The 22,445-nt window shown below is 37.1% G+C and carries 23 protein-coding genes and 1 riboswitch; of the genes, 13 read left to right on the top strand and 10 right to left on the bottom strand.

Going from position 1 to position 22,445, the window contains the following annotated elements:
- Window positions 1-44: 44 nt before the first annotated feature.
- Together ACYQ73_RS15720 and hisJ are read right to left on the bottom strand one after the other, a co-directional pair.
- Window positions 45-524 (bottom strand): GAF domain-containing protein, encoded by a 480-nt coding sequence (locus ACYQ73_RS15720; RefSeq protein ID WP_460013356.1) that lies wholly within the window; start codon window positions 522-524, stop codon window positions 45-47.
- A gap of 24 nt (window positions 525-548) precedes the next feature.
- A complete protein-coding gene (gene hisJ, locus ACYQ73_RS15715) occupies window positions 549-1,343 on the bottom strand; it encodes a histidinol-phosphatase HisJ (RefSeq protein WP_460013355.1) in 795 nt (264 codons plus the stop codon).
- A gap of 190 nt (window positions 1,344-1,533) precedes the next feature.
- Here hisJ and ezrA point away from each other — a divergent pair, with 190 nt between their 5' ends.
- Together ezrA and ACYQ73_RS15705 are read left to right on the top strand one after the other, a co-directional pair.
- Entirely contained in the window at window positions 1,534-3,234 is a 1,701-nt protein-coding gene (gene ezrA / locus ACYQ73_RS15710; RefSeq protein WP_460013354.1) for a septation ring formation regulator EzrA, read from the top strand.
- 171 nt (window positions 3,235-3,405) lie between these two features.
- Window positions 3,406-3,870 carry a GNAT family N-acetyltransferase gene (locus tag ACYQ73_RS15705; RefSeq protein WP_460013353.1) on the top strand — a complete coding sequence of 155 codons (465 nt, stop codon included), beginning with the start codon at window positions 3,406-3,408 and terminating at the stop codon, window positions 3,868-3,870.
- Window positions 3,871-3,952: 82 nt separating this feature from the next.
- Here ACYQ73_RS15705 and ACYQ73_RS15700 read toward each other — a convergent pair whose 3' ends face one another.
- Window positions 3,953-4,201 (bottom strand): hypothetical protein, encoded by a 249-nt coding sequence (locus ACYQ73_RS15700; RefSeq protein WP_460013352.1) that lies wholly within the window; start codon window positions 4,199-4,201, stop codon window positions 3,953-3,955.
- Between the two features lie 323 nt (window positions 4,202-4,524).
- Between ACYQ73_RS15700 and ACYQ73_RS15695 the strand changes: the two genes are divergently transcribed.
- The 3 genes from ACYQ73_RS15695 (at window position 4,525) to ACYQ73_RS15685 (ending at window position 7,258) form a co-directional block, all read left to right on the top strand.
- On the top strand, window positions 4,525-5,679 hold the full coding sequence (locus tag ACYQ73_RS15695; RefSeq protein ID WP_460013351.1) for a cysteine desulfurase family protein: 1,155 nt from the start codon (window positions 4,525-4,527) through the stop codon (window positions 5,677-5,679).
- Between the two features lie 2 nt (window positions 5,680-5,681).
- Window positions 5,682-6,890 (top strand): tRNA uracil 4-sulfurtransferase ThiI, encoded by a 1,209-nt coding sequence (gene thiI, locus ACYQ73_RS15690; protein ID WP_460013350.1) that lies wholly within the window; start codon window positions 5,682-5,684, stop codon window positions 6,888-6,890.
- Window positions 6,891-7,045: 155 nt separating this feature from the next.
- Window positions 7,046-7,258, top strand: a complete 213-nt coding sequence (locus ACYQ73_RS15685) for an alpha/beta-type small acid-soluble spore protein (protein ID WP_049667479.1) — start codon at window positions 7,046-7,048, stop codon at window positions 7,256-7,258.
- 208 nt (window positions 7,259-7,466) lie between these two features.
- Here ACYQ73_RS15685 and thiE read toward each other — a convergent pair whose 3' ends face one another.
- From thiE to thiM, 3 genes are read right to left on the bottom strand one after another with little or no spacing between them, the layout of a single operon-like run.
- Window positions 7,467-8,099: a thiamine phosphate synthase gene (gene thiE, locus ACYQ73_RS15680; RefSeq protein WP_460013349.1), complete on the bottom strand. Its 633-nt coding sequence runs from the start codon at window positions 8,097-8,099 to the stop codon at window positions 7,467-7,469.
- Window positions 8,089-8,913, bottom strand: a complete 825-nt coding sequence (gene thiD, locus ACYQ73_RS15675; RefSeq protein WP_460013439.1) for a bifunctional hydroxymethylpyrimidine kinase/phosphomethylpyrimidine kinase — start codon at window positions 8,911-8,913, stop codon at window positions 8,089-8,091. Before thiD ends, thiE begins: the two co-directional genes overlap by 11 nt.
- Window positions 8,913-9,668, bottom strand: a complete 756-nt coding sequence (thiM, locus tag ACYQ73_RS15670; RefSeq protein ID WP_460013348.1) for a hydroxyethylthiazole kinase — start codon at window positions 9,666-9,668, stop codon at window positions 8,913-8,915. Before thiM ends, thiD begins: the two co-directional genes overlap by 1 nt.
- Window positions 9,669-9,757: 89 nt before the next feature.
- A riboswitch (TPP riboswitch) is annotated at window positions 9,758-9,856 on the bottom strand.
- A gap of 229 nt (window positions 9,857-10,085) precedes the next feature.
- On the opposite strand from thiM, the gene mbcS reads away from it, so the two are divergent.
- From mbcS to ACYQ73_RS15655, 3 genes are all read left to right on the top strand, one after another.
- Entirely contained in the window at window positions 10,086-11,675 is a 1,590-nt protein-coding gene (gene mbcS, locus ACYQ73_RS15665) for an acyl-CoA synthetase MbcS (protein ID WP_460013347.1), read from the top strand.
- A 444-nt stretch (window positions 11,676-12,119) separates the two neighbouring features.
- Window positions 12,120-13,124, top strand: a complete 1,005-nt coding sequence (sppA, locus tag ACYQ73_RS15660) for a signal peptide peptidase SppA (protein ID WP_460013346.1) — start codon at window positions 12,120-12,122, stop codon at window positions 13,122-13,124.
- A 12-nt stretch (window positions 13,125-13,136) separates the two neighbouring features.
- The gene (locus tag ACYQ73_RS15655) at window positions 13,137-13,754 is read left to right on the top strand and encodes an RDD family protein (protein ID WP_460013345.1); all 618 of its coding nucleotides are present in this window, start codon (window positions 13,137-13,139) and stop codon (window positions 13,752-13,754) included.
- A gap of 94 nt (window positions 13,755-13,848) precedes the next feature.
- Here ACYQ73_RS15655 and ACYQ73_RS15650 read toward each other — a convergent pair whose 3' ends face one another.
- Complete coding sequence (locus ACYQ73_RS15650) at window positions 13,849-14,007, bottom strand: hypothetical protein (RefSeq protein WP_460013344.1); 159 nt, start codon at window positions 14,005-14,007, stop codon at window positions 13,849-13,851.
- Between the two features lie 244 nt (window positions 14,008-14,251).
- On the opposite strand from ACYQ73_RS15650, the gene tpx reads away from it, so the two are divergent.
- Both tpx and ACYQ73_RS15640 read left to right on the top strand, forming a co-directional pair.
- Complete coding sequence (gene tpx / locus ACYQ73_RS15645) at window positions 14,252-14,755, top strand: thiol peroxidase (RefSeq protein WP_460013343.1); 504 nt, start codon at window positions 14,252-14,254, stop codon at window positions 14,753-14,755.
- Between the two features lie 89 nt (window positions 14,756-14,844).
- Window positions 14,845-15,774: a class I SAM-dependent methyltransferase gene (locus tag ACYQ73_RS15640; RefSeq protein ID WP_460013342.1), complete on the top strand. Its 930-nt coding sequence runs from the start codon at window positions 14,845-14,847 to the stop codon at window positions 15,772-15,774.
- A 353-nt stretch (window positions 15,775-16,127) separates the two neighbouring features.
- Here the strand turns inward: ACYQ73_RS15640 and ACYQ73_RS15635 are convergent, their stop codons facing one another.
- Together ACYQ73_RS15635 and ACYQ73_RS15630 are read right to left on the bottom strand one after the other, a co-directional pair.
- Window positions 16,128-16,253: a hypothetical protein gene (locus tag ACYQ73_RS15635; protein WP_460013341.1), complete on the bottom strand. Its 126-nt coding sequence runs from the start codon at window positions 16,251-16,253 to the stop codon at window positions 16,128-16,130.
- Window positions 16,254-16,493: 240 nt separating this feature from the next.
- Window positions 16,494-16,943, bottom strand: coding sequence for a universal stress protein (locus ACYQ73_RS15630; RefSeq protein WP_460013340.1), 450 nt, complete (start codon window positions 16,941-16,943; stop codon window positions 16,494-16,496).
- A 360-nt stretch (window positions 16,944-17,303) separates the two neighbouring features.
- On the opposite strand from ACYQ73_RS15630, the gene ald reads away from it, so the two are divergent.
- Window positions 17,304-18,419, top strand: a complete 1,116-nt coding sequence (gene ald, locus ACYQ73_RS15625) for an alanine dehydrogenase (protein ID WP_460013339.1) — start codon at window positions 17,304-17,306, stop codon at window positions 18,417-18,419.
- Window positions 18,420-18,991: 572 nt separating this feature from the next.
- On the opposite strand, the gene ACYQ73_RS15620 is transcribed toward ald, so the two are convergent.
- Window positions 18,992-20,080: a M24 family metallopeptidase gene (locus ACYQ73_RS15620; RefSeq protein ID WP_460013338.1), complete on the bottom strand. Its 1,089-nt coding sequence runs from the start codon at window positions 20,078-20,080 to the stop codon at window positions 18,992-18,994.
- 214 nt (window positions 20,081-20,294) lie between these two features.
- Here ACYQ73_RS15620 and ACYQ73_RS15615 point away from each other — a divergent pair, with 214 nt between their 5' ends.
- Together ACYQ73_RS15615 and ACYQ73_RS15610 are read left to right on the top strand one after the other, a co-directional pair.
- Window positions 20,295-20,978 carry a metal-dependent hydrolase gene (locus ACYQ73_RS15615; RefSeq protein ID WP_460013337.1) on the top strand — a complete coding sequence of 228 codons (684 nt, stop codon included), beginning with the start codon at window positions 20,295-20,297 and terminating at the stop codon, window positions 20,976-20,978.
- A gap of 152 nt (window positions 20,979-21,130) precedes the next feature.
- A complete protein-coding gene (locus ACYQ73_RS15610) occupies window positions 21,131-22,438 on the top strand; it encodes a DRTGG domain-containing protein (RefSeq protein WP_460013336.1) in 1,308 nt (435 codons plus the stop codon).
- The last annotated feature ends 7 nt before the right edge of the window (window positions 22,439-22,445 follow it).

The following is a 22,445-nucleotide window of genomic DNA, read 5'->3' as shown; positions in this document are numbered from 1 at the left end:
CTGAAATGCCCTGAAATGACGATAAATCATTCCAGGGTATTTTTTTATAAATGGAGAAGTAAGGTTTTTACGAATACCTCTAACCCCGCTTGATCTTCCATTGAAAAGCGGTTTACGGTTGGACTGTCGATATCAAGAACACCGATGACCTGTCCTTCTTTTATTAAGGGAATAACAATTTCGGATTGGGATGCGGCATCACAGGCAATATGCCCTGGGAAGTCATGTACGTCTTTTACCACTATTGTTTCAGCATTGCCTACAGCTGTTCCACAAACTCCGCGTCCAATTGGTATTCTGACGCAGGCAGGTAAGCCTTGGAATGGCCCTAATACAAGTTCATCCCCCTGTAATACATAAAAACCAACCCAGTTAATGTTTGGCAGGAATTGATTAAGTAAAGCAGAGGCGTTGCTTAAATTAGCAATGCGATCGCTTTCTCCAGTAAGTAGGGCATCTAACTGTTTTGCTAATGTATTATATTGCTCGGCAATTGGCCCTTCATAATTAATTTGTGTAAACATAATAGCACCTCGTTTGCAAGTTATTTATTTTGGAAATATAACATTATAGTGTTGATGTAAATCAGCAACACTATGAGCATCTGAACCAAAAACAATTGGTAGCCCAATAGATTTACTATAATCGATAAAGGTAAATGGTGGATAAGGTTCCTGACAATATGTTTTACTTAAACCAGCGCTATTTAAATCTAGCTCATAGCCTTCTTCCTTCATTAAATCTAAAATTTCTCGAATCCGCGTTGAATCATCAATTTTCATCTTATGTGCTAATTGAAATTTGTGAATAAGTGAAGGATGTCCAATGCGCTTAGGCTTGTATTGCCCTAAATCTGCTTTAATGGATTGTAGGACGGTATCGTAATATAAATTATACACTTGTTCAATAGAGCCCACTTTTTTTGAAAAAGCCATAAAGCTTTCTGGAGAAAAGTCTATGCATTCAAAGATATTTTGCCATTGTAAAAAATGGACTGATAAAATAGAATCATCTAAAAAGTGTCCATATGTATCAAGAAATTGACGAGTTTCTTGTTCAAAGCCTTGGATATAGTCAACCTCAAGACCGATATGAATGCGAATGTCTTGTGCGTACTCCTTTTGAAGGCACTGTAAATCTTCAAAATAAGGCATTAAAAATTCCGGATTCATACCACTATCTTGCTGAGGTGTAGGGTCAGTAAAATTCAAAGGTAATGGTGCATGTTCTGTAAAGGTAATATCTGTAAAGTTGTGAGAAATTGCTTTTTCAATGTATTGCTTAAAAGAATCAGAAGTACCATGTGGACAATACGGACTATGAACATGGCCGTCGTATTTCATAAAATTACCACTCCTTTAGCTATTGAATCAAACACTTTTATTTGCGCAAATTGTTCAAAATTTAAGTAGGTGTTATTCTTGAAAGGCGTAAATACATAAAAAACACTCAAATTTTAGTACAAAAGGCGATAACATAGTATATAATAAATACAACTAGCCAATTCGTTTATTGTAGAATAGGAGGCTTACGATGGAGTATATCATCATTCCGGTTATCCTACTATTAATTTTAGCGATAGTAGGATTTATGATGCGACGAAAACATACAACAATCATTGCTAAACTTGAAAATGAAAAATCACAAATACAAAACAATCCCATAAATGAGGAAATTTCAAAAGTTAAATCTTTGAACATGAACGGTGAAACGGAAGAGATGTTTGAACGATGGCGTAATAGCTGGGATGAAGTCATCGATGTACATATGACAAAAATTGATTCACTTTTATTTGATGCAGAGGATCAAATCAATAGACTTCGTTTTAAGAAAGCAACGTTAATTGAACGTGAGATAGAAGATTACATTCAAAAATGTGAACAAGATAAAGATAAAATCTTAGAAGAACTAAATGAATTAATTGGCAGCGAAGAAAAAAATCGTATTGAAATTGAACAATTAAAAGAATACTATCGCTCTGCACGTAAAACATTGTTAGCCCACCAACATTCATTTGGTGTAGCATTACCGGCTCTGGAGAAAAAGCTGGAGATGTTTGTTCAAAAGTTTGAGGAATTCGATGTGCTTACTAGCGAAGGGAATTATTTGCAAGCTCGAGAAATTGTTATTGGATTGAACCAAGAATCACAACAGACATTTGAATATATTAATGATGTCCCAACAATTTTGACTGAATTGCAAGTAAAGCTACCAGGAGCGGTACAGGAATTACGTAGTGGCCAGCGTGAAATGGAGGAGCAATCCTACTATTTACAGCATTTAGAGCTAACTAAGGGGCTCGATAAATTTGATGAAGAATTTGCAACATTAAAAAATGAATTAGCAGAGCTTAATTTAACCGTTGTTAAACCACGTGTAGCTGAAATAAATGAAGAGATTGATCATTTTTACGATCTACTTGAAAAAGAAGTTATTGCTAAAAATTATGTTGACCAAAATTGTGATCGTTTATTAAGCTCAATTACTAATGTAATTAGTTCAACAAGATTAGTAAGTGATGAAGCAACCTTTGTGCAGCAAAGCTATCGTTTAAATGATAAAGATGCAGAAATTCCAAAAGCGGCATTAAAGCAATTAGAGGCTTTACAACGTCGCTATGATTTATTAGCGATGCGTGTTAGAGAGGAAAAATCTGCATACTCAAGTTTGCAGGAAGAATTGATTGAAATTAGCGAAGAGCTTGAAAATATTCATGAAGAGCAAGGTCATTTATCAAATACGATGAAGAAGCTCCGAATTGATGAAAACAAGGCTCGTGCACAAGTAGAAAACTTAAAGAAAACATTACAAGAAACAGATCGTCTATTGAATAAGGCTAATATTCCAGGTGTTCCTGAAGAGATGGATGCCCGTCTAGATGAGGCAGCAGAGCATATTTATGTAGTTATGCAAAGCCTTCAAGAGGTACCACTCAATATGGGAACAGTTCATAACAATTTAAATGCCGCAACACTTTGTGTAGAGGATGTAAAAGCGAAGGCGCATGAATTGATTGAAAATGTAATGCTGATTGAACGTATTATTCAGTATGGTAATCGTCATCGTGCAACAAATCCAAAATTGCATACTCGTTTAAGAGAAGCAGAAAAATCCTTTAATCAATTCCGCTATTCCAAGGCATTAGAAGAGGCTGGAACGGCAGTTGAAGAAATGGAGCCAGGTGCTTTAAAGCGAATTCAAGAACTTGTAGCAGAAGAAACAGTATCAAAATAGTCAAGTATAATAAAGAATTACATCAGCTGTCTAAAGGTATAGTTATTACTTTTTAGACAGTTTTTTTTTAGACTGAGGAAGCTACGCATTCGAGATAAAAGGGAAATGGAGCGGGAAGCTTCATATGATGTCTCGCTACGATTTGATTAAAAACTAATAGAGGTGTTTCAAATGCAATTTTATATTCGGGAAATGAATGAAATTTTTGCGACTGACATTTTGAATTGGAAATATGAAGAACCATATGATTTTTATAACAATGATCTATGCGATGAATCTCTAAAAGAATTTCTTGAAAGTCCGTATTATTCAATTGTCAATGATAAAGAAGAGCTAGTCGGTTTTTTCTGTACAGGAACATCGGCACAAGTACCTAAAGGACGCGATTATGGTGCGTATTTAGACGATTGCATTGATGTTGGGTTAGGGATGAAGCCTAAACTAACAGGAAAAGGTTATGGTTCAGAATTTTTTTTATTTATTTTAAATCAGCTACAACAAGAAAATCATAGTCCCCTTCGTTTAACGGTAGCCACATTTAATACAAGAGCCATTCATCTTTATGAAAAATTAGGCTTTACAAAAGTGATGGAATTCACAGCTTCAACAGAATTTATAACAATGAAGAAAGGTTAATGAATCAGCTAGTCAATTAAGGAAAATTTGTGGGATCGCTTGTTTTTCTTGAACTACTAGTGTGAAATTAGCTTCAATATAGTTAAATATAGCAGCAATAGATTTTACTAAAAGTGGAGGATGACATTTCAAAAAAATGTATGCTATGTGTATAAGTTGATTGGAGTGGAGACTGGGCGACTCCTCGGGGATTAGCGATAGGGGAACGAAGGCTAAAACCATCACGTCCTGTGATAATGCCTTCGTGACCAACATCGGTGCTGCTGCCGCTTCGCTTTCGCGCAAAAAACATCTGTTGGCCCGAGACCCTGAGCGAAGCGAAGCGGCTCATCGAACGCTCCCAGGAAGCTTTGCTATGTGCGAAAGCGAAGCGACAGCAACAACAAAGCGCCCAGTCGAAAGAACGGAAATCAACTACACGTTATGATGATGAGCCTAACAATGCAAAAATCAAATTTTTTATGCTGCTTAATTTTAGCTAGAAACGTTCATAGCAAGTCATTAGATGCCACTCTATAAAGGGTGGTTTTTCACATTAAAAGCAAACAAATAAGTGATTAAATTAGGATAATTGTTAAAGTTAGTAGTCAATTGCCGAAGATTGCGTTATGATAAATACCGTTAAATCAACGTTTTGAAAGTGTGTGAATATTAATGGAAGTTAATACAATCTATTTAGACAACAGTGCAACAACAAAACCTTTAAAAGAGGTTATGCAAGCATTTATGGCAGTGAATGAGCAGTATTATGCCAATCCTGCTTCCATTCATGCAATGGGTGTTGAATCAAACGAATTGTTAATGCGTGCACGTGAGCAAGTAGCAGATATTTTGCAGACAGAAGCAAAAAATGTGCTATTTACATCAGGTGGTACTGAATCCAATAACACGGCTATATTTGGTTTAGCACGTAGCAATACACATAAAGGAAATCATATTTTAACAACTGAAATTGAACATCCATCTGTTCTAGAATCTGTTAAGCAACTTGAGCAAGAGGGTTTTGATGTTGAATATTTGCAAGCCGATAAAAATGGAGTTATTTCTTTAGAGGAGCTTCGGACAAAAGTGCGCAAGGATACCATTTTAGTAAGTATGATGCATGTAAATAATGAAATGGGTGCTATCCAACCAATTTTTGAAGCTGCAAAAATTATTCATGAATCAAGTCGCGCAGCTTTTCACGTGGATGCTGTACAAAGCTTTGGAAAGTTACCGATATCATTTAACGATGACGATGGACCAGACTGTATTTCAATTTCTGGCCATAAAATTCATGGCTTTAAAGGTTCAGGTGTCCTAGCATTCCGTAAAAAAATGAAATGGCAGCCTTATGCACTTGGCGGAGGGCAGGAGTTTGGTTTACGTAGTGGAACAGTAGCTGTACCGCAAGCAGTAGCCTTATCTAAAGCAGCCCGAATAGCAGTCGAGACGATGAATGATCGTGCGAAAAAATACCGTCAATGGAATGAAGAAATATGCACGCAATTACGTGGTTATGGAGATGTAATGCATATTTTATCAACCCCACAAGGTGCGGCACATATTTTATCTTTTAGCATTCGCGACTTAAAAGGTGAAATCATTATTAATGCATTGCAAAAACGCAATGTAATTGTATCGACATCGAGTGCTTGCTCATCGAAACAGACAAAAACAAGCCATGTTGTTGAAGCTTTAAATATTGATGAGCACTTTAAAAAGGGTGTTATTCGTATAAGTTTTGGCGCACATGTAACAAATGAAGATATAGTAAAGTTTAAACAAGTATTAGATGAAGTATTGATGGAACTTAAAGGAGAATTTTAAAAATGATTTGGAAAGAAATTTTAATTCGATATGGAGAGCTTTCTACAAAAGGTCGCAACAAGATGGATTTTATTCGTCGTTTACGCGAGAACATTCGTCATGCGTTTGCAGATTTAGGACATTTACACATTCGCACAGAGCGCGATCGTATGTTTATCGCCATTCAAGATGAAACACAAATGGACGTTTTATTAAAAGGATTACCTAAAATTTTTGGTATCCAATCATTTAGTCCAGTGGCAGCATGTGAAAAAGACATGGAGGCTATGAAAAAACTTGCCATAACAATTATGGATACATTTAAAAATGAGCAGCTTACTTTTAAAGTAGAAGTAAAGCGCACTGATAAAACATTTCCGTTAGAATCACATGCCATTCAACGCGAAATTGGTGGTTATGTATTACCACAATATCAAAATTTATCAGTAAAGGTGAAACAGCCTGATATCGAACTTCGTGTAGAGGTGCGCCATGATGCAACATATATGATGGCACAAGTTATTCCGGGTGCAGGTGGAATGCCTGTAGGTTCGAATGGTAAATCTTTATTAATGCTTTCTGGTGGAATAGATAGTCCTGTTGCTGGTTATTTAATGATGAAACGTGGAGTGCGCCTAGAAGCGATTCACTTCTTTAGCCCACCTTATACAAGCCAAAATTCATTGGAAAAAGTAAAGGTGCTTGCTAATGAATTAACAAAATTTGGCGCTAGTATACGTTTACATGTTATTCCTTTCACTGAAATCCAAGTTCTTATTAAAGAAAAAGTACCTTCTAATGTATCGATGACAACAACTCGTCGTATGATGCTAAAAGTGGCTGACAAAGTACGTGAAGAAATTGGTGCACTAGCAATTGTTACAGGTGAAAGTCTTGGACAAGTAGCGAGTCAAACTCTTGAAAGTCTAACAGCTATTAATGCCGTAACTAACACACCAATTTTACGTCCATTAATCTCATCAGATAAATTAGAAATTATCGATATTGCAGAGAAAATAGGCACATACGAAACGTCTATCCAGCCATTTGAAGACTGCTGTACAATTTTTACTCCAGCAAGTCCAAAAACAAAGCCAAAGCTTGAAAAGGTTGAGCATTATGAAAGCTTCTCGGATTTTGATGAACTAATCGAACGAGCAGTGAAAAACCGTGAAGTTTATATTTTCCCGAAAAAAGAGCAAGAAGCCGATAAATTTGCAGATCTTCTATAGAAGAAACTTGCGATTTCGTAAGCTAATGAGCCGACTCAAAAGTCTTGAGTCGGCTTTTTTTGTTCATTTCCTTTGGAGGTACAATTTACCTATAAAATTTTCGTATTAAAAATCTAATATCGCACATTCTATATTCACAAGGAGGTGAGAGACACATGACTTCAACAAATCGCAGTTCAAACAAACTTGCAGTACCTGGTGTAGAGTACGCTCTAGATCAAATGAAATACGAAATTGCACAAGAATTTGGTGTTCAATTAGGAGCTGACGCTTCAGCTCGTGCTAACGGTTCCGTTGGCGGTGAAATCACTAAACGTCTTGTACAAATGGCTGAATCACAATTAAAAGGTATGCCAAACAACCAATAATTGCTTAATCAGCAAAAAATTAAAACCAGTGACCGTAAAAGGCACTGGTTTTAGTTTGTTTAAATTGTTTAATTTTTATCCCGTATTTAATTTATCTATATCAAAAGAGAAGCGTCAGGTCCTCCCTTTTCAATTCAATGAGAGCAAAGAAATAGGTGGGGCTAACTGCCCGTAAAAAGTAAAGATCCCCACTGATTAAAGTTTCACTTTATCCTACAAATGATTTAAATGTAGAGACTGTATTTGAAATATCCTCACTTTGGCAAATTGCAGAAATAACTGCTATTCCATCCGCACCTGCTTTAAATACTGTAGGAGCATTCGAGCAGTTTATGCCTCCAATTGCAACGATAGGGAGCTCCGGATATTGAATCCGAACTTGCTGTAAAAAGTCAGTTCCACTAGGTGGATTGGCGTCATTTTTAGAAGTGGTTGAAAAAATTGGACCAATTCCTACATAATCAGCACCATATTGTAGAGCAGTTTGTAATTCAGCTTGTGAATGAACAGAAACACCTAAAATCATGTTGCCAATTTTTTTACGTACCATCGACACAGGAAAATCCTCTTGCCCAATATGAACACCGTCCGCTCTAAGCTTTATAGCCAGTTCGACATCATCGTTGACGATAAACGGAACATGATACTGGTGACAGAGCTTTTGACATTTGCGAGCAAAATCTTCATAGGCTTGCCCAGTTAGTGTATTTGGTCCTTTTTCACGATATTGAAACATAGTAATTCCAGATTGCAGAGCTTCCTCTAAAACGTTTAATGGTTCTTGTTTGAAAACATTACTTGTACCCATTATAAAATATAGCTGTAGATCGTCACGTTTCATGAATGATCACCTCGCAGGAATTCTTCAAGTTTTGATAAGCAAAATGATTTGTAGGACCATGGCCCTTGCCAATAGATAAATCATGAGTTATTGCTAATTGAATAAATTTTTTAGCTTCCTCAATCGCTTCTTCTAAAGGTAGTCCGCGACCAAGAAAAGCAGTTAATGCAGCGGAAAACGTACAGCCTGTACCATGCGTATTTTTTGTTGCAATACGAGAGGACTGCATGGAAAATGAACGACCATCTTGGAAAAATACATAATCAGTAGCATAACATTTATCCTCTAAATGACCGCCTTTAATAATGACACATTGAACGCCCATTTGTAATAAGATTTTAGCTGCTTCTTTAATATCTGTTAAAGAATTGATTTTCCTTCCAGAAAGGGTTTCTGCCTCAGGAATGTTCGGTGTTACGATTGTTGCTAAAGGTAGCAAACAACTGCGTAATGCCTCAATTGCTTCTTGCTGTAATAAGCTTTCGCCACCTTTTGCAATCATGACAGGATCTACAATAAGCGGAATATTTATTTCAGCTAAAATCTGTGCAATTGATTGAATTATTTCCGAGGAAAACAGCATTCCGGTTTTAACAGCACTTATTGAAAAATCCTCGACTAGCGCTTGAAGTTGTTTCTCAACAAAACTAACTTCAATTGGTAAGACATCCGATACACCAAGTGTATTCTGAGCAGTTAAAGCTGTAATAACAGACGTTCCAAACACCTTTAATTCCTGAAATGTTTTTAAATCAGCCTGTATACCTGCACCACCACCACTATCAGAACCAGCAATTGTCGTTACAATATGCATCATTGTTCACCACTCTTGGAAAGGCGATGTAGTTCATTCAATACTGCAATTTGAAAATCGCCAATGTATGGAGTAGAAGAAGCAGCTTGTTCTGCCACTTTTTTATAAAGCGATAATGTTTCTATTATTTGGTCAAATGGTTTATTTCCCGCGACGTAGGAAGCACAACAAATTGCACTCAATAAGCAACCTGTTCCAGTAACTTCTGTCATTTGTGAATGTCCACCTGTAACCCATTGCTGATGTTCGCCATCAGTAATAAAATCCTTTTCACCGGTCACAATAACGATACAATTGTAGAGTTGAGCTACTTTTTGTGCCTCAACTTCTAAAGAAATTGAACCACTACCACTATCTACGCCTTTTTGTTGCCATTCTACATCGGCTATAGCTGCAAGCTCTCCGATATTACAACGAATAGCCGCAAAATTTATTTCCTCGAGTAATTGTTGTACCGTTTGTTTCCGATAAGTTGTTGCACCTGCAGCAACAGGATCTAAAATAACGGGAATGCCAAGAACATTTGCTTTTTTTCCAGCAAGTAACATTGATTCTTTCATTCGCTCATTAAGGGTACCGATATTTATCAATAAGCCTGAGGCAATTGCGACCATTTCTTCCACCTCATGACTATCATCAGCCATAACTGGTGAAGCGCCTATTGCTAATAAGCCGTTAGCTTGAAAATTAGCCACAACATAATTAGTAATGCAATGAATAAGTGGGTTTTGTTTACGGATAGTATGAAATACCAATTGAAGTCCTCCTTGTTGGATGGACGTAAGCGTGCAAAAAAGGCTCTTTGTCGTGTAGAAAAAAACACGCAAAAGAGCCTTTCATCAGTAAATAGATGTGAATTGCTCCCTACGTCAGTATTAACTAACAGGTTCAAAGGGTCAGGTTTTACCTTCTCAACTCTAAATGAGTCCCCCTGCAATCTTGCTTTTAGTTGACCAAAATGTACCATATTATTCACTCGTGTTCAATAGGGAGTTTTTTTCTTCATTGTGAAAACGGCACTAAAGCTAAGTCGAAAGTGATAGCACCAATACGTGACTGATGCCATATAGCAGAGCATGATAGTTGTCACGACTTTAATGAATTGGAGTGAATTCCATTGAAAATGATAAAAATTGAGTTTTATAATGAGCGTAATAGAGGGGGCATTTGCCATGAAAAGAGAAGATTTAATCGCACCAGAATGGTATAACATTTCAGAGGAAATTGAAAAATATGCACAGGATTCTACTAAAAATGCATTATTAGTTTATAACGAAGATGAGGAAATTCAGTACTTAACATATCAAGCTTTACTTGAAAAGGCGAACCAGGCAGCACATGTATTTACATCTCAAGGTTTAAAAAAAGGTGATGTTATTTTAGTTATGGTGCCAAGATCAGTTGAAGCGTATATCGTTTATATTGCTGCCTTAAAGGCAGGCTTAACCATTATACCTAGCTCAGAAATGTTGAGAACTAAGGATATTGAATATCGAATCAATCATGCCGATGCAAAAGGCGTTGTTGCATTTGAGCCTTATATTGAACAATTCGATAATGTGGGAAATTTACAAGAAATACAGCAATTTGTCATTGGTCATGCACATGAACCTTGGCAGCCGTTGCTTGAAAAAATGCAAAATCAACCTACGACTTACATAAGTTCTACACCGACTAAGAGTACAGACATTGCATTTTTAGCTTATACGAGTGGTACAACAGGCAATCCAAAAGCAGCGGTTCATACACATAGCTGGGGTTATGCGCACTTGCGAACTACTGCTCCAAATTGGTTAGGAGTACAAGAAGGTGACATTGTTTGGGCTACAGCAGCACCAGGATGGCAAAAATGGATTTGGAGTCCGTTCCTTGCTACTTTAGGAAGTGGTGCAACAGCATTTGTTTACAAAGGTCACTTTGATGCGGCAACATATCTTGCATTGCTTGAAAAATTCAATATTAATATTTTGTGTTGCACACCGACCGAATACAGATTTATGGCAGGTCTTGAAAATTTACAAGACTTCAATTTAAGTACAGTACGTCAGGCTGTGTCAGCGGGTGAACCTTTAAATAGTGAAGTGATCAAAGTATTTTCCGATGTCTTTCATTTACAAGTACGTGATGGCTATGGACAAACAGAGAATACCTTACTTGTTGGAACAATGGTAGGGATGGAGGCTAGAATGGGCTCAATGGGGAAACCTACTCCGGGTAATACTGTTGAAATTATCAATGATTTTGGAAATCCTACAGCAATTGGAGAAGTTGGAGATATTGCTGTACACTGTGAAACACCTGCGTTATTTAAGAAATATTTAAACGATCCCGAACGTACAAATTTACAATTTAGAGGCGATTGGTATATTACAGGAGATCGTGCATATAAAGATGAAAATGGCTATTTTTGGTTTGAAGGACGTGGGGATGATGTCATTATTTCGTCTGGGTATACGATAGGACCATTTGAGGTAGAAGATGCGTTATTAAAGCATCCCTCAGTAAAAGAAACTGCCGTAGTCGCAAGTCCAGATGTAATTCGTGGAAATCTAGTAAAGGCATTTGTTGTGCTCTCTGATGGAGTAGTTGGTGATGAAGCGCTAATTAAAAAACTACAAAGCCATGTGAAAACTTTAACAGCTCCTTATAAATATCCTCGTGTAATTGAGTTTGTTACGGAGCTACCAAAGACTACATCAGGCAAAATTCGTCGTGTCGAATTACGTGAGCAAGAAAAAATTCATTATATTAATCATCGTTAATTTCCTAGGAAATAATGTCGAAAATCAAAGTTCTTGCTTTTTTTATGAACTTTGATTTTTTTTTTAATATTAGATACTGTAGTATAGGTTGAATAGGTTGAATTGCTTAAAGCTTTTGCATAGTATTGGTTAGATACTGAAATTTGGAATTGATATTTGTTGAAACGCGTGACTTGTTTATAAGTGGATTGGAATTTGGAGTCTAGGCACTCCTTGGAGATTTGCGTCATAGATTTAGACCCGAGTGAGCCGAGTAGAGGAGACAAAGGTTAAAAGCATCATATTCTGTAATAACGATGTGCTTTCGCAAAAAACTCTATTGCCCCAAGTGTTCAGTCGGAACAGAGATCAACCCCCATGTTATGGTGATAAGCCATATTATTGCAATAAGTATGAAACAAATTAGGATATCAATCGTATAACGTTATGAGGAGGCGGAAAGAAATGAATGGTAAAAGGTGGGCCGCTTTAATAATTGCAGGTGTCCTATTAGTATTTTCATTAGGGATTAACACGATTTTTGCAATATTTAAATCGGATTTCTTTAGCAATTTTGATAGTGGAAACGACTTGACGGTAATGGAAGAGGTTAAAGAAAGTGGCGATATGGATAAACGTATTGCATACTTAAAGGTCGATGGTACGATTCAAGATGTTGGATCAAGTAGTTTATGGCAACCAGTTGCTTATGATCATCAATTTTTCTTAAATCAATTAGATAATATTTTATATGATCAAACTGTGGAAGGTATCGTTTTAAGTGTTAATACACCAGGAGGCGGTGTAAAGGAATCTGCAGAAATCTATAAAAAACTTTTGAAAATTAAAGAAGAGCGACAAATTCCAATCTATGTTTCTATGGATACGATGGCAGCTTCAGGTGGTTATTACATTTCAGCACCTGCAGATAAAATATTTGCACAACGTGATACAATTACAGGTTCGATTGGTGTCATTATGCAATCTATTAATTATCAGGCATTAGCAGAAAAAGTTGGTATTAAATATGAAACGTTTAAATCTGGTGAACATAAAGATATGCTTAGCCCGATGCGTGAAGTGACACCAGAAGAGCGTGCTATGATGCAAGACATGATTAATGAAAGCTATCAGGAATTCGTTAATATTGTGGCAAAAGGGCGTAATATGTCTGAAGCCAATGTGAAAAAAGTTGCCGATGGTCGAATTCTTAGTGGTAAGAAGGCTCTTGAAGCGGGCTTAGTAGATGAGATTGGCGATGAGGAAGCAACAATTGCTGCACTGCGTAAAGACTTTGGTTTAGAGGACGCAGAATTATTTGAGTATTCATATGATACGGGTGGTTGGTCATCATATGTTGGGATGAAGATTGGATCAATGTTTGGTCCCTCAGCAGAGGAAAAAATGCTGATGAAAATTATGGCAGATTATAAAGCACCAAAAATGATGTACTTATATGGCGAAAACTAAGGAGGGAGTACAATGACAAACAATGATATTGTTATGCAAGGTTCACCCTCTATAGAGAATACCTTCCTAATAGATAAGCCAATTTCGAATAAAAATTATGCGTTAAAAACGGCAGGTTTTTGGATACGTTTTTGGGCATTTTTATTAGATGGATTCGTTATTGCAGCTGTAGGTGGAATTCTCGTTAATCCAATTTTTTATTTAATGGATTGGTCATTATCTGAAACCGTATGGTATGCACCAATTTCGATTATATCCGCTATTCTTTATTACAGTTATTTCGTATTAATGACGAAATTTTTTGGGCAAACATTAGGGAAAATGATATTTGGATTACGTGTTATTTCATTAAAGCATGAGAAGCTGACTTGGTCAGATGTGTTATTCCGTGATTGGATAGGGCGGATCATCAACAGCATTTTTATGCCACTTTATATTCTTGTAGGCATTTTACCAAACAATCAAGGTTTACATGATTTTTTCGCGGATACAACAGTCGTTCACGAAAAAGTTTATATTGAAAAAGATATTGTGCAACCATCTTTGCCAATCAAAGAGGAAAAGACTGAATCTGCACCTCTAGAGGAAAAAATAGAACCTGAAAAGCTAGAGGAGAAAAACGAAGAATAATGGCTAGAGCTGTCTCATTACTTAGAGACAGCTCTTTATTTTTGTGGTGAAAGTGGTGATTAATGGTTAGTTCGTTGGGAAAAAGATCCAAAAGTTAGGATGCATTTATAATAACGTATACCATGGATAAAGTTGATTGTAGTGGAGGCTTGGCGACTCCTTGGGGATTAGCAATAGAGGAACGAAGGCTAAAACCATCACGTCCTGTGATAACGCCTTCGTGACCAACATTCTGTTGGCCCAAGCGGCTCATCGGACGCCCCCAGGAAGCTTTGCTCTGTGCGAAAGCGAAGCGTCAGCGGCAAAGCGCCAAGCCGGAACGGAAATCAACCCTACATTATAGAGATAAGCTTGGAAAATGATGCAACCTTAATCAAATATGGATGCACAATTTCGAAAGGATTTTTTCGAAACTATTTTTAGTAAGCTGTCTCAGTTGCAATTAATTCCCTCCATTTAGTAATATTATGTACATATGAAGATTAGGAGGCGTTTATATGGCACAAGTAACATTTAAAAATGGCCCAGTAACACTTGTAGGTAACGAAGTAAAAGTTGGAGACAAAGCACCAGACTTTACTGTATTAGCGAATGATCTATCACCTGTTACATTAAAAGATTCAGAGGGGAAAATTCGTTTATTTAGCGTTGTACCATCATTAGATACTGGTGTTTGTGATGCACAAACACGTCGTTTTAATGAAGAAGCAGCAAACTTAGGTGACAATGTAGTTATCTATACAGTATCTGTTGACCTTCCATTTGCTCAAAAACGTTGGTGTGGTGCAGCAGGCATTGATGCTGTTCAAACAGTTTCAGATCACCGTGACCTTTCATTTGGTGAAGCATACGGTGTCTACATCCAAGAATTACGCCTTTTAACGCGTGCGGTGTTTGTTGTGGATGCAAATGACAAAGTGACATATGTAGAATATGTTCCTGAAGCAACAGACCATCCAAACTATGAAGCGGCAATTGCAGCTGTCAAAACACTAGCATAATTTATTGATTTTAGGCTAAGATATTACTAGACAAAGGGGCTGTGACAAGTTTTTGTCACGGCTCTTTTCTGCGTGAAAGGAAGTTGTGTATGGAAAATATCGAAAAGTTATTTGGTATGCTAAATGAACATGCTGAAAAGATAGAAAAAGAACATAATGTTACATTGCTAGAGGGTATTTTAGATGGCTTAGAGGCATGGCTAGATGGGGAAGTTAATTTTTCACAAGACGGTGCTACAAAGGAAGATGTGCGCAAAGCGATTCAAATTGCTGTTTTAAAGGGGATGCGAAAAGGCTCTCAGCCGAATCACCAAATGACACCTGATACTCTTGGATTATTAGTTGGCTATTTTGTAGAACAGCTATTTGCAGCTCGTCTAGAAATAGAAAAAATTTCTATTTTAGATCCAGCAGTAGGTACAGGAAATTTACTATTAACAGTTATGAATTTATTAGACGGAAAAACAGAAGCAACAGGTGTAGAAGTTGATGAGCTACTTATTCGTATAGCTGCTGCTACAGCTGATTTGACAGAGCAGCCAGTTTCCTTATTCCGTCAAGATGCATTACAAGATTTACTAGTAAATCCTGCAGATGCTGTTGTTTGTGATTTACCGGTCGGGTATTATCCGAATGAAGATATCGCATTAGATTATGAACTATGCGCTTCAGAAGGAATGAGTTATGCACATCACTTATTTATTGAGCAGTCCATTAATTACACAAAAGATGGAGGCTACTTATTTTTCTTAGCACCAACCCATCTTTTTGAGTCTGAGCAGTCAAAACAACTGCATAAATACATTCAAAAGCATGCTTGGATTCAAGCGATTATTCAATTACCAGATACAATGTTCGCCAATAAAGCACTTGAAAAGAGCATTGTCATTTTGCAAAAGCAAAGTAAGGAATTCGATGCTCCAAAAGAGGTACTGTTAGCAAAAGTACCAAACATGCAAAATAAACAAGCTCTTGCTATGTTCTTTGAAAAAGTGAAGATGTGGCAAGAAGGGAAATAAGTATAAAAGGTATCCAATATAGGATACCTTTTTGTTTGTCGCTAATAAAATATATATCAATGAACAACAGTTGTTTATCACCTAAGTCTCCACTTAGCGCTAAAATCAATCGTCCCACATCATAGAATAGGTGAAAAGCTTAATCTAAAATAGTATTAACTATAATAAAAAGCTAAAAAGATTCAGCCTAAATTATAAATGGATAAATTTGATTATTTTTCTATACTTCAATTTTGTACAAAAAACATTTGTTGGTTGTTACAGCTGCTTAGCACATTATTGTCGCTTAGCTTTTGAACAGACCTACTGCTGATATTTCTTTTATGGCGTGCCAGAAGATACATTTAAGTGAATTAGTTGATTGGAGTTGGAGACTGGGCGACTCCTTGGGGATTTGCAATTGTGGAACGAAGGCTAAAACTATCACATCTTGTGATAACGTCTTCGTGACCAACATCGTGTTGGCCCGAGCGGCTCATCGGACGCCCCCAGGAAGCTTTGCTCTGTGCGAAAGCGAAGCGACAGCAACAATAAATGTTTTATCTGCGCGAAAGCGAAGCGTCAGCGGCAAAGCGCCCAGTCGGAACGGAAATCAACCTCTCATTTTTGCAGGAGAGCCATACCTTATTTAATAGAACACTTTAATCTCAGTGACATAATAATTTTTCAACAATAAGAAAAAGGTATCCAAAATTGGATACCTTTTATGTAGGACAAAATTAATTTTCAGGTGTACGGATTACAAGTACGTCACATTTAGCTGAGCGTACAATTGCTTCAGATACTGAACCGATTAAGAAGCGTTCTACTGCATTTAGACCAGTTGCACCACAGATAATTAAGTCTGCGTCTACAATTTTAGAAAGCTCTTTTGTAATGATATTTTTTGGTGAGCCGTATTCAATTACAAGGTTAACATTTGTTAAGCCTTCTTCTTCAGCTTCTTTTTTGTAACCATTTAATAGCTCTTCAGAGAATGCTTGAGCACGCTCAGCAATTGAACGATCATATGCTTCGATTGCAGCGAATGAACGTGTGTCAATAACATTTACTAAATTTAATACAGCACCTTCGTTACGTTTTGCTACATCAATCGATTTACGGAAAGCGTATTCAGCTTCCTTAGAACCGTCTACTGCAACTACAATGCTTTTATATTTATTAGCCATTTGAATTACCTCCCAGATTTGTATATGTTGATTATACCAAATGATTTTCTAAAGGAAATACTTTCCGGAAGAAAAAATGTGAAGAAGTGAAGGCATTTACATTCACGAACAAAATAAATATTACTAGTACAAGCATATTTTTTGTTGCTTATGTGGTATTCTCCAGAAAGTCTCTTTTTAATCTACAAAATCGGAATATTTATTGTTATTAGAATAGTAGGAATTTTATTTATTATTATTTTAATTAAAGCATTTTTTGTTTATGTTTGGTAATATGGAAATGCAAGGGGTGCATCAATACATCGAAGAGTATGTAACAAAATGTGCTTATTTTTTATGTAATGGAAGGGGATAGGGAAGATGAAGATTGGTATTCCAAAAGAGATTAAAAACAATGAAAATCGTGTAGCTATGACACCAGCAGGGGTTGTTACATTAACAAATGCAGGCCATGAAGTGTACATTGAATCTGGAGCAGGTTTAGGCTCAAGCTTTACAGATGCAGACTACGTTGCTGCAGGTGCTCAAATTGTTGAGACAGCAAAAGAAGCATGGGCACAAGAAATGATTATGAAAGTAAAGGAGCCTGTAGCATCAGAATACGATTACTTCTATGAAGGTCAAATTTTATTTACTTATTTACATTTAGCGCCAGAGCTTGAATTAACGCAGGCACTTTTAAATAAAAAAGTTGTAGGCATTGCATATGAAACAGTGCAATTAGCAAATGGTTCCTTACCACTTTTAACACCAATGAGTGAAGTTGCTGGTAAAATGGCAACGCAAATTGGTGCACAATTCTTAGAGAAAAACCATGAAGGAAAAGGTATTTTACTAGGTGGTGTATCAGGTGTACCACGCGGTAAAGTTACGGTAATCGGTGGCGGTATAGCTGGAACTAATGCGGCGAAAATAGCTGTCGGAATGGGTGCTGATGTAACGGTTATTGATTTAAGCCCGGAGCGTTTACGTCAATTAGAAGATTTGTTTGGCCGTGATGTTCAAACATTAATGTCCAATCCTTATAATATTGCAGAATCAGTGAAGAACTCTGATTTAGTAGTTGGGGCAGTTTTAATTCCTGGAGCTAAAGCACCAAAGCTTGTTTCTGAGGAAATGATTCAGTCAATGCAACCAGGTTCAGTAGTAGTCGATATTGCTATTGACCAAGGCGGTATTTTTGAGTCATCTGATCGAGTGACGACACATGATGATCCAACTTATGTAAAACATGGGGTTGTGCATTATGCAGTAGCAAATATGCCAGGAGCTGTACCACGTACATCAACAATTGCTTTAACAAATAATACAATTCCTTATGCGCTTCAAATTGCGAATAAAGGTTACAGACAAGCATGTGTTGAAAATGCTTCACTGAAAAAAGGTGTTAATACTATAGATGGACATCTTGTTTACAAGGCTGTTGCAGATTCTCAAGGTTTGCCATATGTAAATGTTGATGAATTAATTCAATAAGAAACATAACAAAGGAAGCACCATGTTTTATTATGGGTGCTTCCTTTTGTGTTGTTGAAGAACTATGGCTCTTAACAAAACGAGGGTTGATTTCCGTTCCAGGCTACTCGCTTTCCTATGGGCGAGCGTCGAGCCGCTTCTTCCGCTGTGCTCCGTGCAGGGTCTCGCCTGTCTCGCTTTCCCACAGGAGTCGAGTAGCCTTCCACTCCAATCAGCAATAGTGTAGAACTTTTATGAATTTTATTGATTTCAAAAGTGAACACTATTGCAACTTATAACAGTGACGCAATTGTACACCTGTTATTGCTAATGCTACTCTTTCGCACAGATAAAACATGAAAGTTAGTAGATAAAATTCAGAAGTTGGTTGATAAAACATGAAAGTTAGTAGATAAAATTCAGAAGTTGGTTGATAAAACGTGAAAGTTAGTAGATAAAATTCAAAAGTTGGGTGACATTTTGTTAAAACGTATGCATGTGGAACGGAAATCAACCCCTCGTTGTGCCGTGGGGCATACTTTATACTAAAAAAGGAAGCACCTTGTAGGTTGCTTCCTTTTTCTTAAATAAACTTACAGTACAATCAAGTCTTTCGGGAACTTTGTTAATACTTCTACTCCGTCTTTTGTTACGACTACATCATCTTCAATGCGGACACCTGTCACATCGGATTTATAGATACCTGGTTCTATTGTGAAGACCATGCCTTCTTCCATAGTCATTTCATTAGCGCCTGTAACAGAAGGGAATTCATGTACAGAAATGCCGAGTCCATGACCAAGTCGATGTGTGAAGTATTCGCCATAGCCTGCGTCAGTGATAGTATCACGAGCGATTTTATCTAAATCCATTGCGCGAACACCTGGTTTTACTGCTGCAATCGCATTTGTATTAGCCGCTAGTACTGTGTTGTAGATTTCTTTTTGTGCCTCACTAGGTTCACCAAAGGCAACCGTACGTGTAATGTCAGAACAATAACCGTCGTAAATTACGCCAAGGTCGAATAAGATCATATCGCCTTTTTCTATTTTTCGAGCACCTGGTTTACCGTGTGGAGAGGCTGTTTTTGGACCGCTCAATACCATAGTTTCAAAGGACATCTTGCAGCCTTTATCCTGAATAGCGCTTTCTATCGCCGTTAAGATTTCCATTTCTGTTTTGCCTTCAGCGATTTCTTTACAGCCGATTTCAATAGCATAGTCAGCTAGTTCTGCAGCTTTACGTAATTTTTCTAATTCAGTTTCATCTTTAATTACTCGCATAGCATTGATTTTTTCATCGAGACGAACAAAATTTGCCTGCGGGAATGATTGTTGTAGGGCTTCGAAACGCTCTACGATGAGCTGAGCTTTTTCAATAGCAAACGTTTGTGGGGTAACATTACGAGCTTTAATAGCTTGGGCAAGAACTTCCATTGAATTTTCAGTATCTTGGTGACCGATGACCTCATAAGACCAACCTGCTTCTTTCGCATCTGGGATTTCCATTTTGGGGCAAATTAAAAAAGGTTCTGCCTCTTTAAAAATCATCACGCCAAGTAATCTCTCATGCGGATTACTTTTAAAGCCTGAAACGTAAAAAACATTGTCAGGTGTCGTTACGAAAGCGGCATCAATTTGGTTTTGTTGTAAATAGTTTTGAATTTCTTCAACCTTTGACATACACAGTTCCTCCTCATTATTGCATTGAAAAAAATTTCACGTGATTGGCTAAATTTATAGCCTGCCCAGCATGCAATTTCGCTAAGGCGAAATCGATCTCTGTTGGGAAAGAATCAATTATTCTCTGTACTAGCATATCAAAAAAAGGGGAAAATCGCATGGATAGCGAATAAAAATGATGAAGAACAATATGTACCGCAGGGAGGAAACTTATATGGAAATTAGTTATCATGGACATTCAGTTGTTAAAATTCAATCAAATGGGAAAACAATATTAATAGATCCATTCATTAATGGGAATGGGCTAACAGATTTAAAGGTTGCTGATGAAGCACCAGATATTATTTTACTTACACATGGCCATAATGATCATGTCGGTGATACAGTGGAGCTTGCAAAGAAAAAAGATGCCCTTGTCATTGCACCAAATGAGCTAGCCAATTGGATTTCTTGGCAAGGAGTGAAGGCGCATCCAATGCATATAGGAGGAGCTAAGGAATTTGATTTTGGTAAAGTGAAGTTTACTCAAGCGTTCCACGGGTCGTCATATGTAACAGAAAATAATGAAATTATATATATGGGAATGCCTGCTGGTATTTTATTATTTATCGAAGGATTAACAATTTATCATGCAGGGGATACAGCTTTGTTTAGTGATATGAAATTAATTGGAGAACGCCATCCTATTGATATTGCGTTTTTACCGATTGGTGACAATTTTACGATGGGCCCAGAGGATGCGGCTTGTGCAGTTTCGTTTTTGAAGCCGAAAATTGTCGTACCAGTTCATTACAATACATTTCCTCCGATCGAGCAGGATCCACAAATTTTTGCGGATTTAGTGCAAAATGCAGAGGTTCAAATTTTAAAAGCGGGTGAAAAAGTAAGCTGTTCCTAATTAGTGACACAGCTGTACTATATGAGTTGGCACCACGTGCGTAGTTGAAACGATGGGAAAAGTAAAACAAATTATCACTTTATATTAAATATTTTTATAAAAAATATGGTACACTAAGAGCAGAATTTGATGCTTGAGAAATAGGTGATATTTTGTCTACAAAACATGAGAGAATTTTACAATACATCGAATCATTACCTGTGGGTGATAAAATTTCAGTACGTCAAATTGCAAAGGAAATGCAGGTGAGTGAAGGAACGGCATACCGTGCCATTAAAGAAGCGGAAAATCGCCGTTTAGTTAGCTCTATTGAACGTGTTGGAACAATTCGTATTGAAAAGAAAAAGAAAGAAAATATTGAGCGATTAACCTTCGCTGAAATAGTTAACATTATAGACGGCCAAGTTTTAGGTGGAAAAACAGGTCTACATAAAACGTTAACGAAATTTGTTATTGGAGCCATGCAATTAGAAGATATGATGCGTTATACAGATGCAGGGAGCTTGCTCATCGTTGGTAACCGTATAAAAGCACATGAAAATGCACTTCGAGCTGGTGCCGCTGTTTTAATTACAGGGGGCTTTGATACAACTGAGGAAAACAAGTTGCTGGCAGATTCCTTGGACTTACCGATCATTTCAACAAGCTACGATACCTTTACTGTGGCAACAATGATTAACCGTGCAATTTATGACCAGTTAATCAAAAAAGATATTTTATTTATTGAAGATATTTTTGTGCCGATGACGGATACTTCTGTTCTTCGAAATGATGAAACAATTCATCATTTCCAAAAGCTAAATGAACGAACAACTCATGGTGCATTTCCTGTTGTTACAGCAAACAATAAGCTTGTTGGGATGATTACCGTAAAAGACGTTATTGGTCGAGAAGAAAACGAGCTTATTGATAAGGTAATGACAAAAAATCCGATTGCTGGATCGATGAAAATGAGCGTTGCTTCTGCAGGACATCGTATGATTTGGGAAGGGATTGACCTATTACCAATTGTTGATGATGACAATATTTTGCAAGGTGTGATTAGTCGTCAAGATGTACTAAAAGCGCTTCAGCTTGCTCAAAGACAACCACAGCATGGTGAAACGATTGATGATTTAGTGAAAAACGAGATGAAGGTACTTGGCGATGAAGAATTAATCGTAGAATTTAAAGTAACACCACAAATGACCAACCAATATGGGGCAATTTCTTATGGAGCATTTACAACTTTGTTAGCGGAAGTTGGCTCATTCGCATTAAAGCGCCGTAAACGTGGGGATGCAGTTGCCGAAAACATGACGATTTATTTCATCAAGCCTGTGCAAATGGAAAGTACACTTACTGTAAAGCCTCGAATATTAGACATGAGTCGTAAGTTTGTGAAAATGGACTTCGAAGTGTTTAATCAACAAATACTTGTTGGGAAGGCTATGATGATGTTCCAACTACTGGAACGTTAAGAAAACA

The sequence above is a fragment of the Lysinibacillus sp. CTST325 genome, assembly GCF_054665055.1.
The sequence above is the reverse complement of the archived record's forward strand: the minus strand, read 5'-3'. Positions and strand labels throughout refer to the sequence as shown.

What these genes read in the sequence shown, in the direction of transcription:
- ACYQ73_RS15700 (WP_460013352.1), bottom strand. Translation starts at nt 4,201, where the DNA reads ATGAGCCGCTTCGCTTCGCTCAGGGTCTCGGGCCAACAGATGTTTTTT.
- thiI (WP_460013350.1), top strand. Translation starts at nt 5,682, where the DNA reads ATGATTTGGAAAGAAATTTTAATTCGATATGGAGAGCTTTCTACAAAA.
- thiD (WP_460013439.1), bottom strand. Translation starts at nt 8,913, where the DNA reads ATGCATATTGTAACGACAATTGCTGGTTCTGATAGTGGTGGTGGTGCA.
- thiE (WP_460013349.1), bottom strand. Translation starts at nt 8,099, where the DNA reads ATGAAACGTGACGATCTACAGCTATATTTTATAATGGGTACAAGTAAT.
- ACYQ73_RS15630 (WP_460013340.1), bottom strand. Translation starts at nt 16,943, where the DNA reads ATGGCTAATAAATATAAAAGCATTGTAGTTGCAGTAGACGGTTCTAAG.
- ACYQ73_RS15650 (WP_460013344.1), bottom strand. Translation starts at nt 14,007, where the DNA reads ATGAGCCGCTTGGGCCAACAGAATGTTGGTCACGAAGGCGTTATCACA.
- ACYQ73_RS15620 (WP_460013338.1), bottom strand. Translation starts at nt 20,080, where the DNA reads ATGTCAAAGGTTGAAGAAATTCAAAACTATTTACAACAAAACCAAATT.
- ezrA (WP_460013354.1), top strand. Translation starts at nt 1,534, where the DNA reads ATGGAGTATATCATCATTCCGGTTATCCTACTATTAATTTTAGCGATA.
- ACYQ73_RS15695 (WP_460013351.1), top strand. Translation starts at nt 4,525, where the DNA reads ATGGAAGTTAATACAATCTATTTAGACAACAGTGCAACAACAAAACCT.
- ACYQ73_RS15635 (WP_460013341.1), bottom strand. Translation starts at nt 16,253, where the DNA reads ATGAGCCGCTCGGGCCAACACGATGTTGGTCACGAAGACGTTATCACA.
- tpx (WP_460013343.1), top strand. Translation starts at nt 14,252, where the DNA reads ATGGCACAAGTAACATTTAAAAATGGCCCAGTAACACTTGTAGGTAAC.
- ald (WP_460013339.1), top strand. Translation starts at nt 17,304, where the DNA reads ATGAAGATTGGTATTCCAAAAGAGATTAAAAACAATGAAAATCGTGTA.
- ACYQ73_RS15720 (WP_460013356.1), bottom strand. Translation starts at nt 524, where the DNA reads ATGTTTACACAAATTAATTATGAAGGGCCAATTGCCGAGCAATATAAT.
- ACYQ73_RS15640 (WP_460013342.1), top strand. Translation starts at nt 14,845, where the DNA reads ATGGAAAATATCGAAAAGTTATTTGGTATGCTAAATGAACATGCTGAA.
- ACYQ73_RS15685 (WP_049667479.1), top strand. Translation starts at nt 7,046, where the DNA reads ATGACTTCAACAAATCGCAGTTCAAACAAACTTGCAGTACCTGGTGTA.
- ACYQ73_RS15705 (WP_460013353.1), top strand. Translation starts at nt 3,406, where the DNA reads ATGCAATTTTATATTCGGGAAATGAATGAAATTTTTGCGACTGACATT.
- mbcS (WP_460013347.1), top strand. Translation starts at nt 10,086, where the DNA reads ATGAAAAGAGAAGATTTAATCGCACCAGAATGGTATAACATTTCAGAG.
- hisJ (WP_460013355.1), bottom strand. Translation starts at nt 1,343, where the DNA reads ATGAAATACGACGGCCATGTTCATAGTCCGTATTGTCCACATGGTACT.
- ACYQ73_RS15655 (WP_460013345.1), top strand. Translation starts at nt 13,137, where the DNA reads ATGACAAACAATGATATTGTTATGCAAGGTTCACCCTCTATAGAGAAT.
- sppA (WP_460013346.1), top strand. Translation starts at nt 12,120, where the DNA reads ATGAATGGTAAAAGGTGGGCCGCTTTAATAATTGCAGGTGTCCTATTA.
- ACYQ73_RS15615 (WP_460013337.1), top strand. Translation starts at nt 20,295, where the DNA reads ATGGAAATTAGTTATCATGGACATTCAGTTGTTAAAATTCAATCAAAT.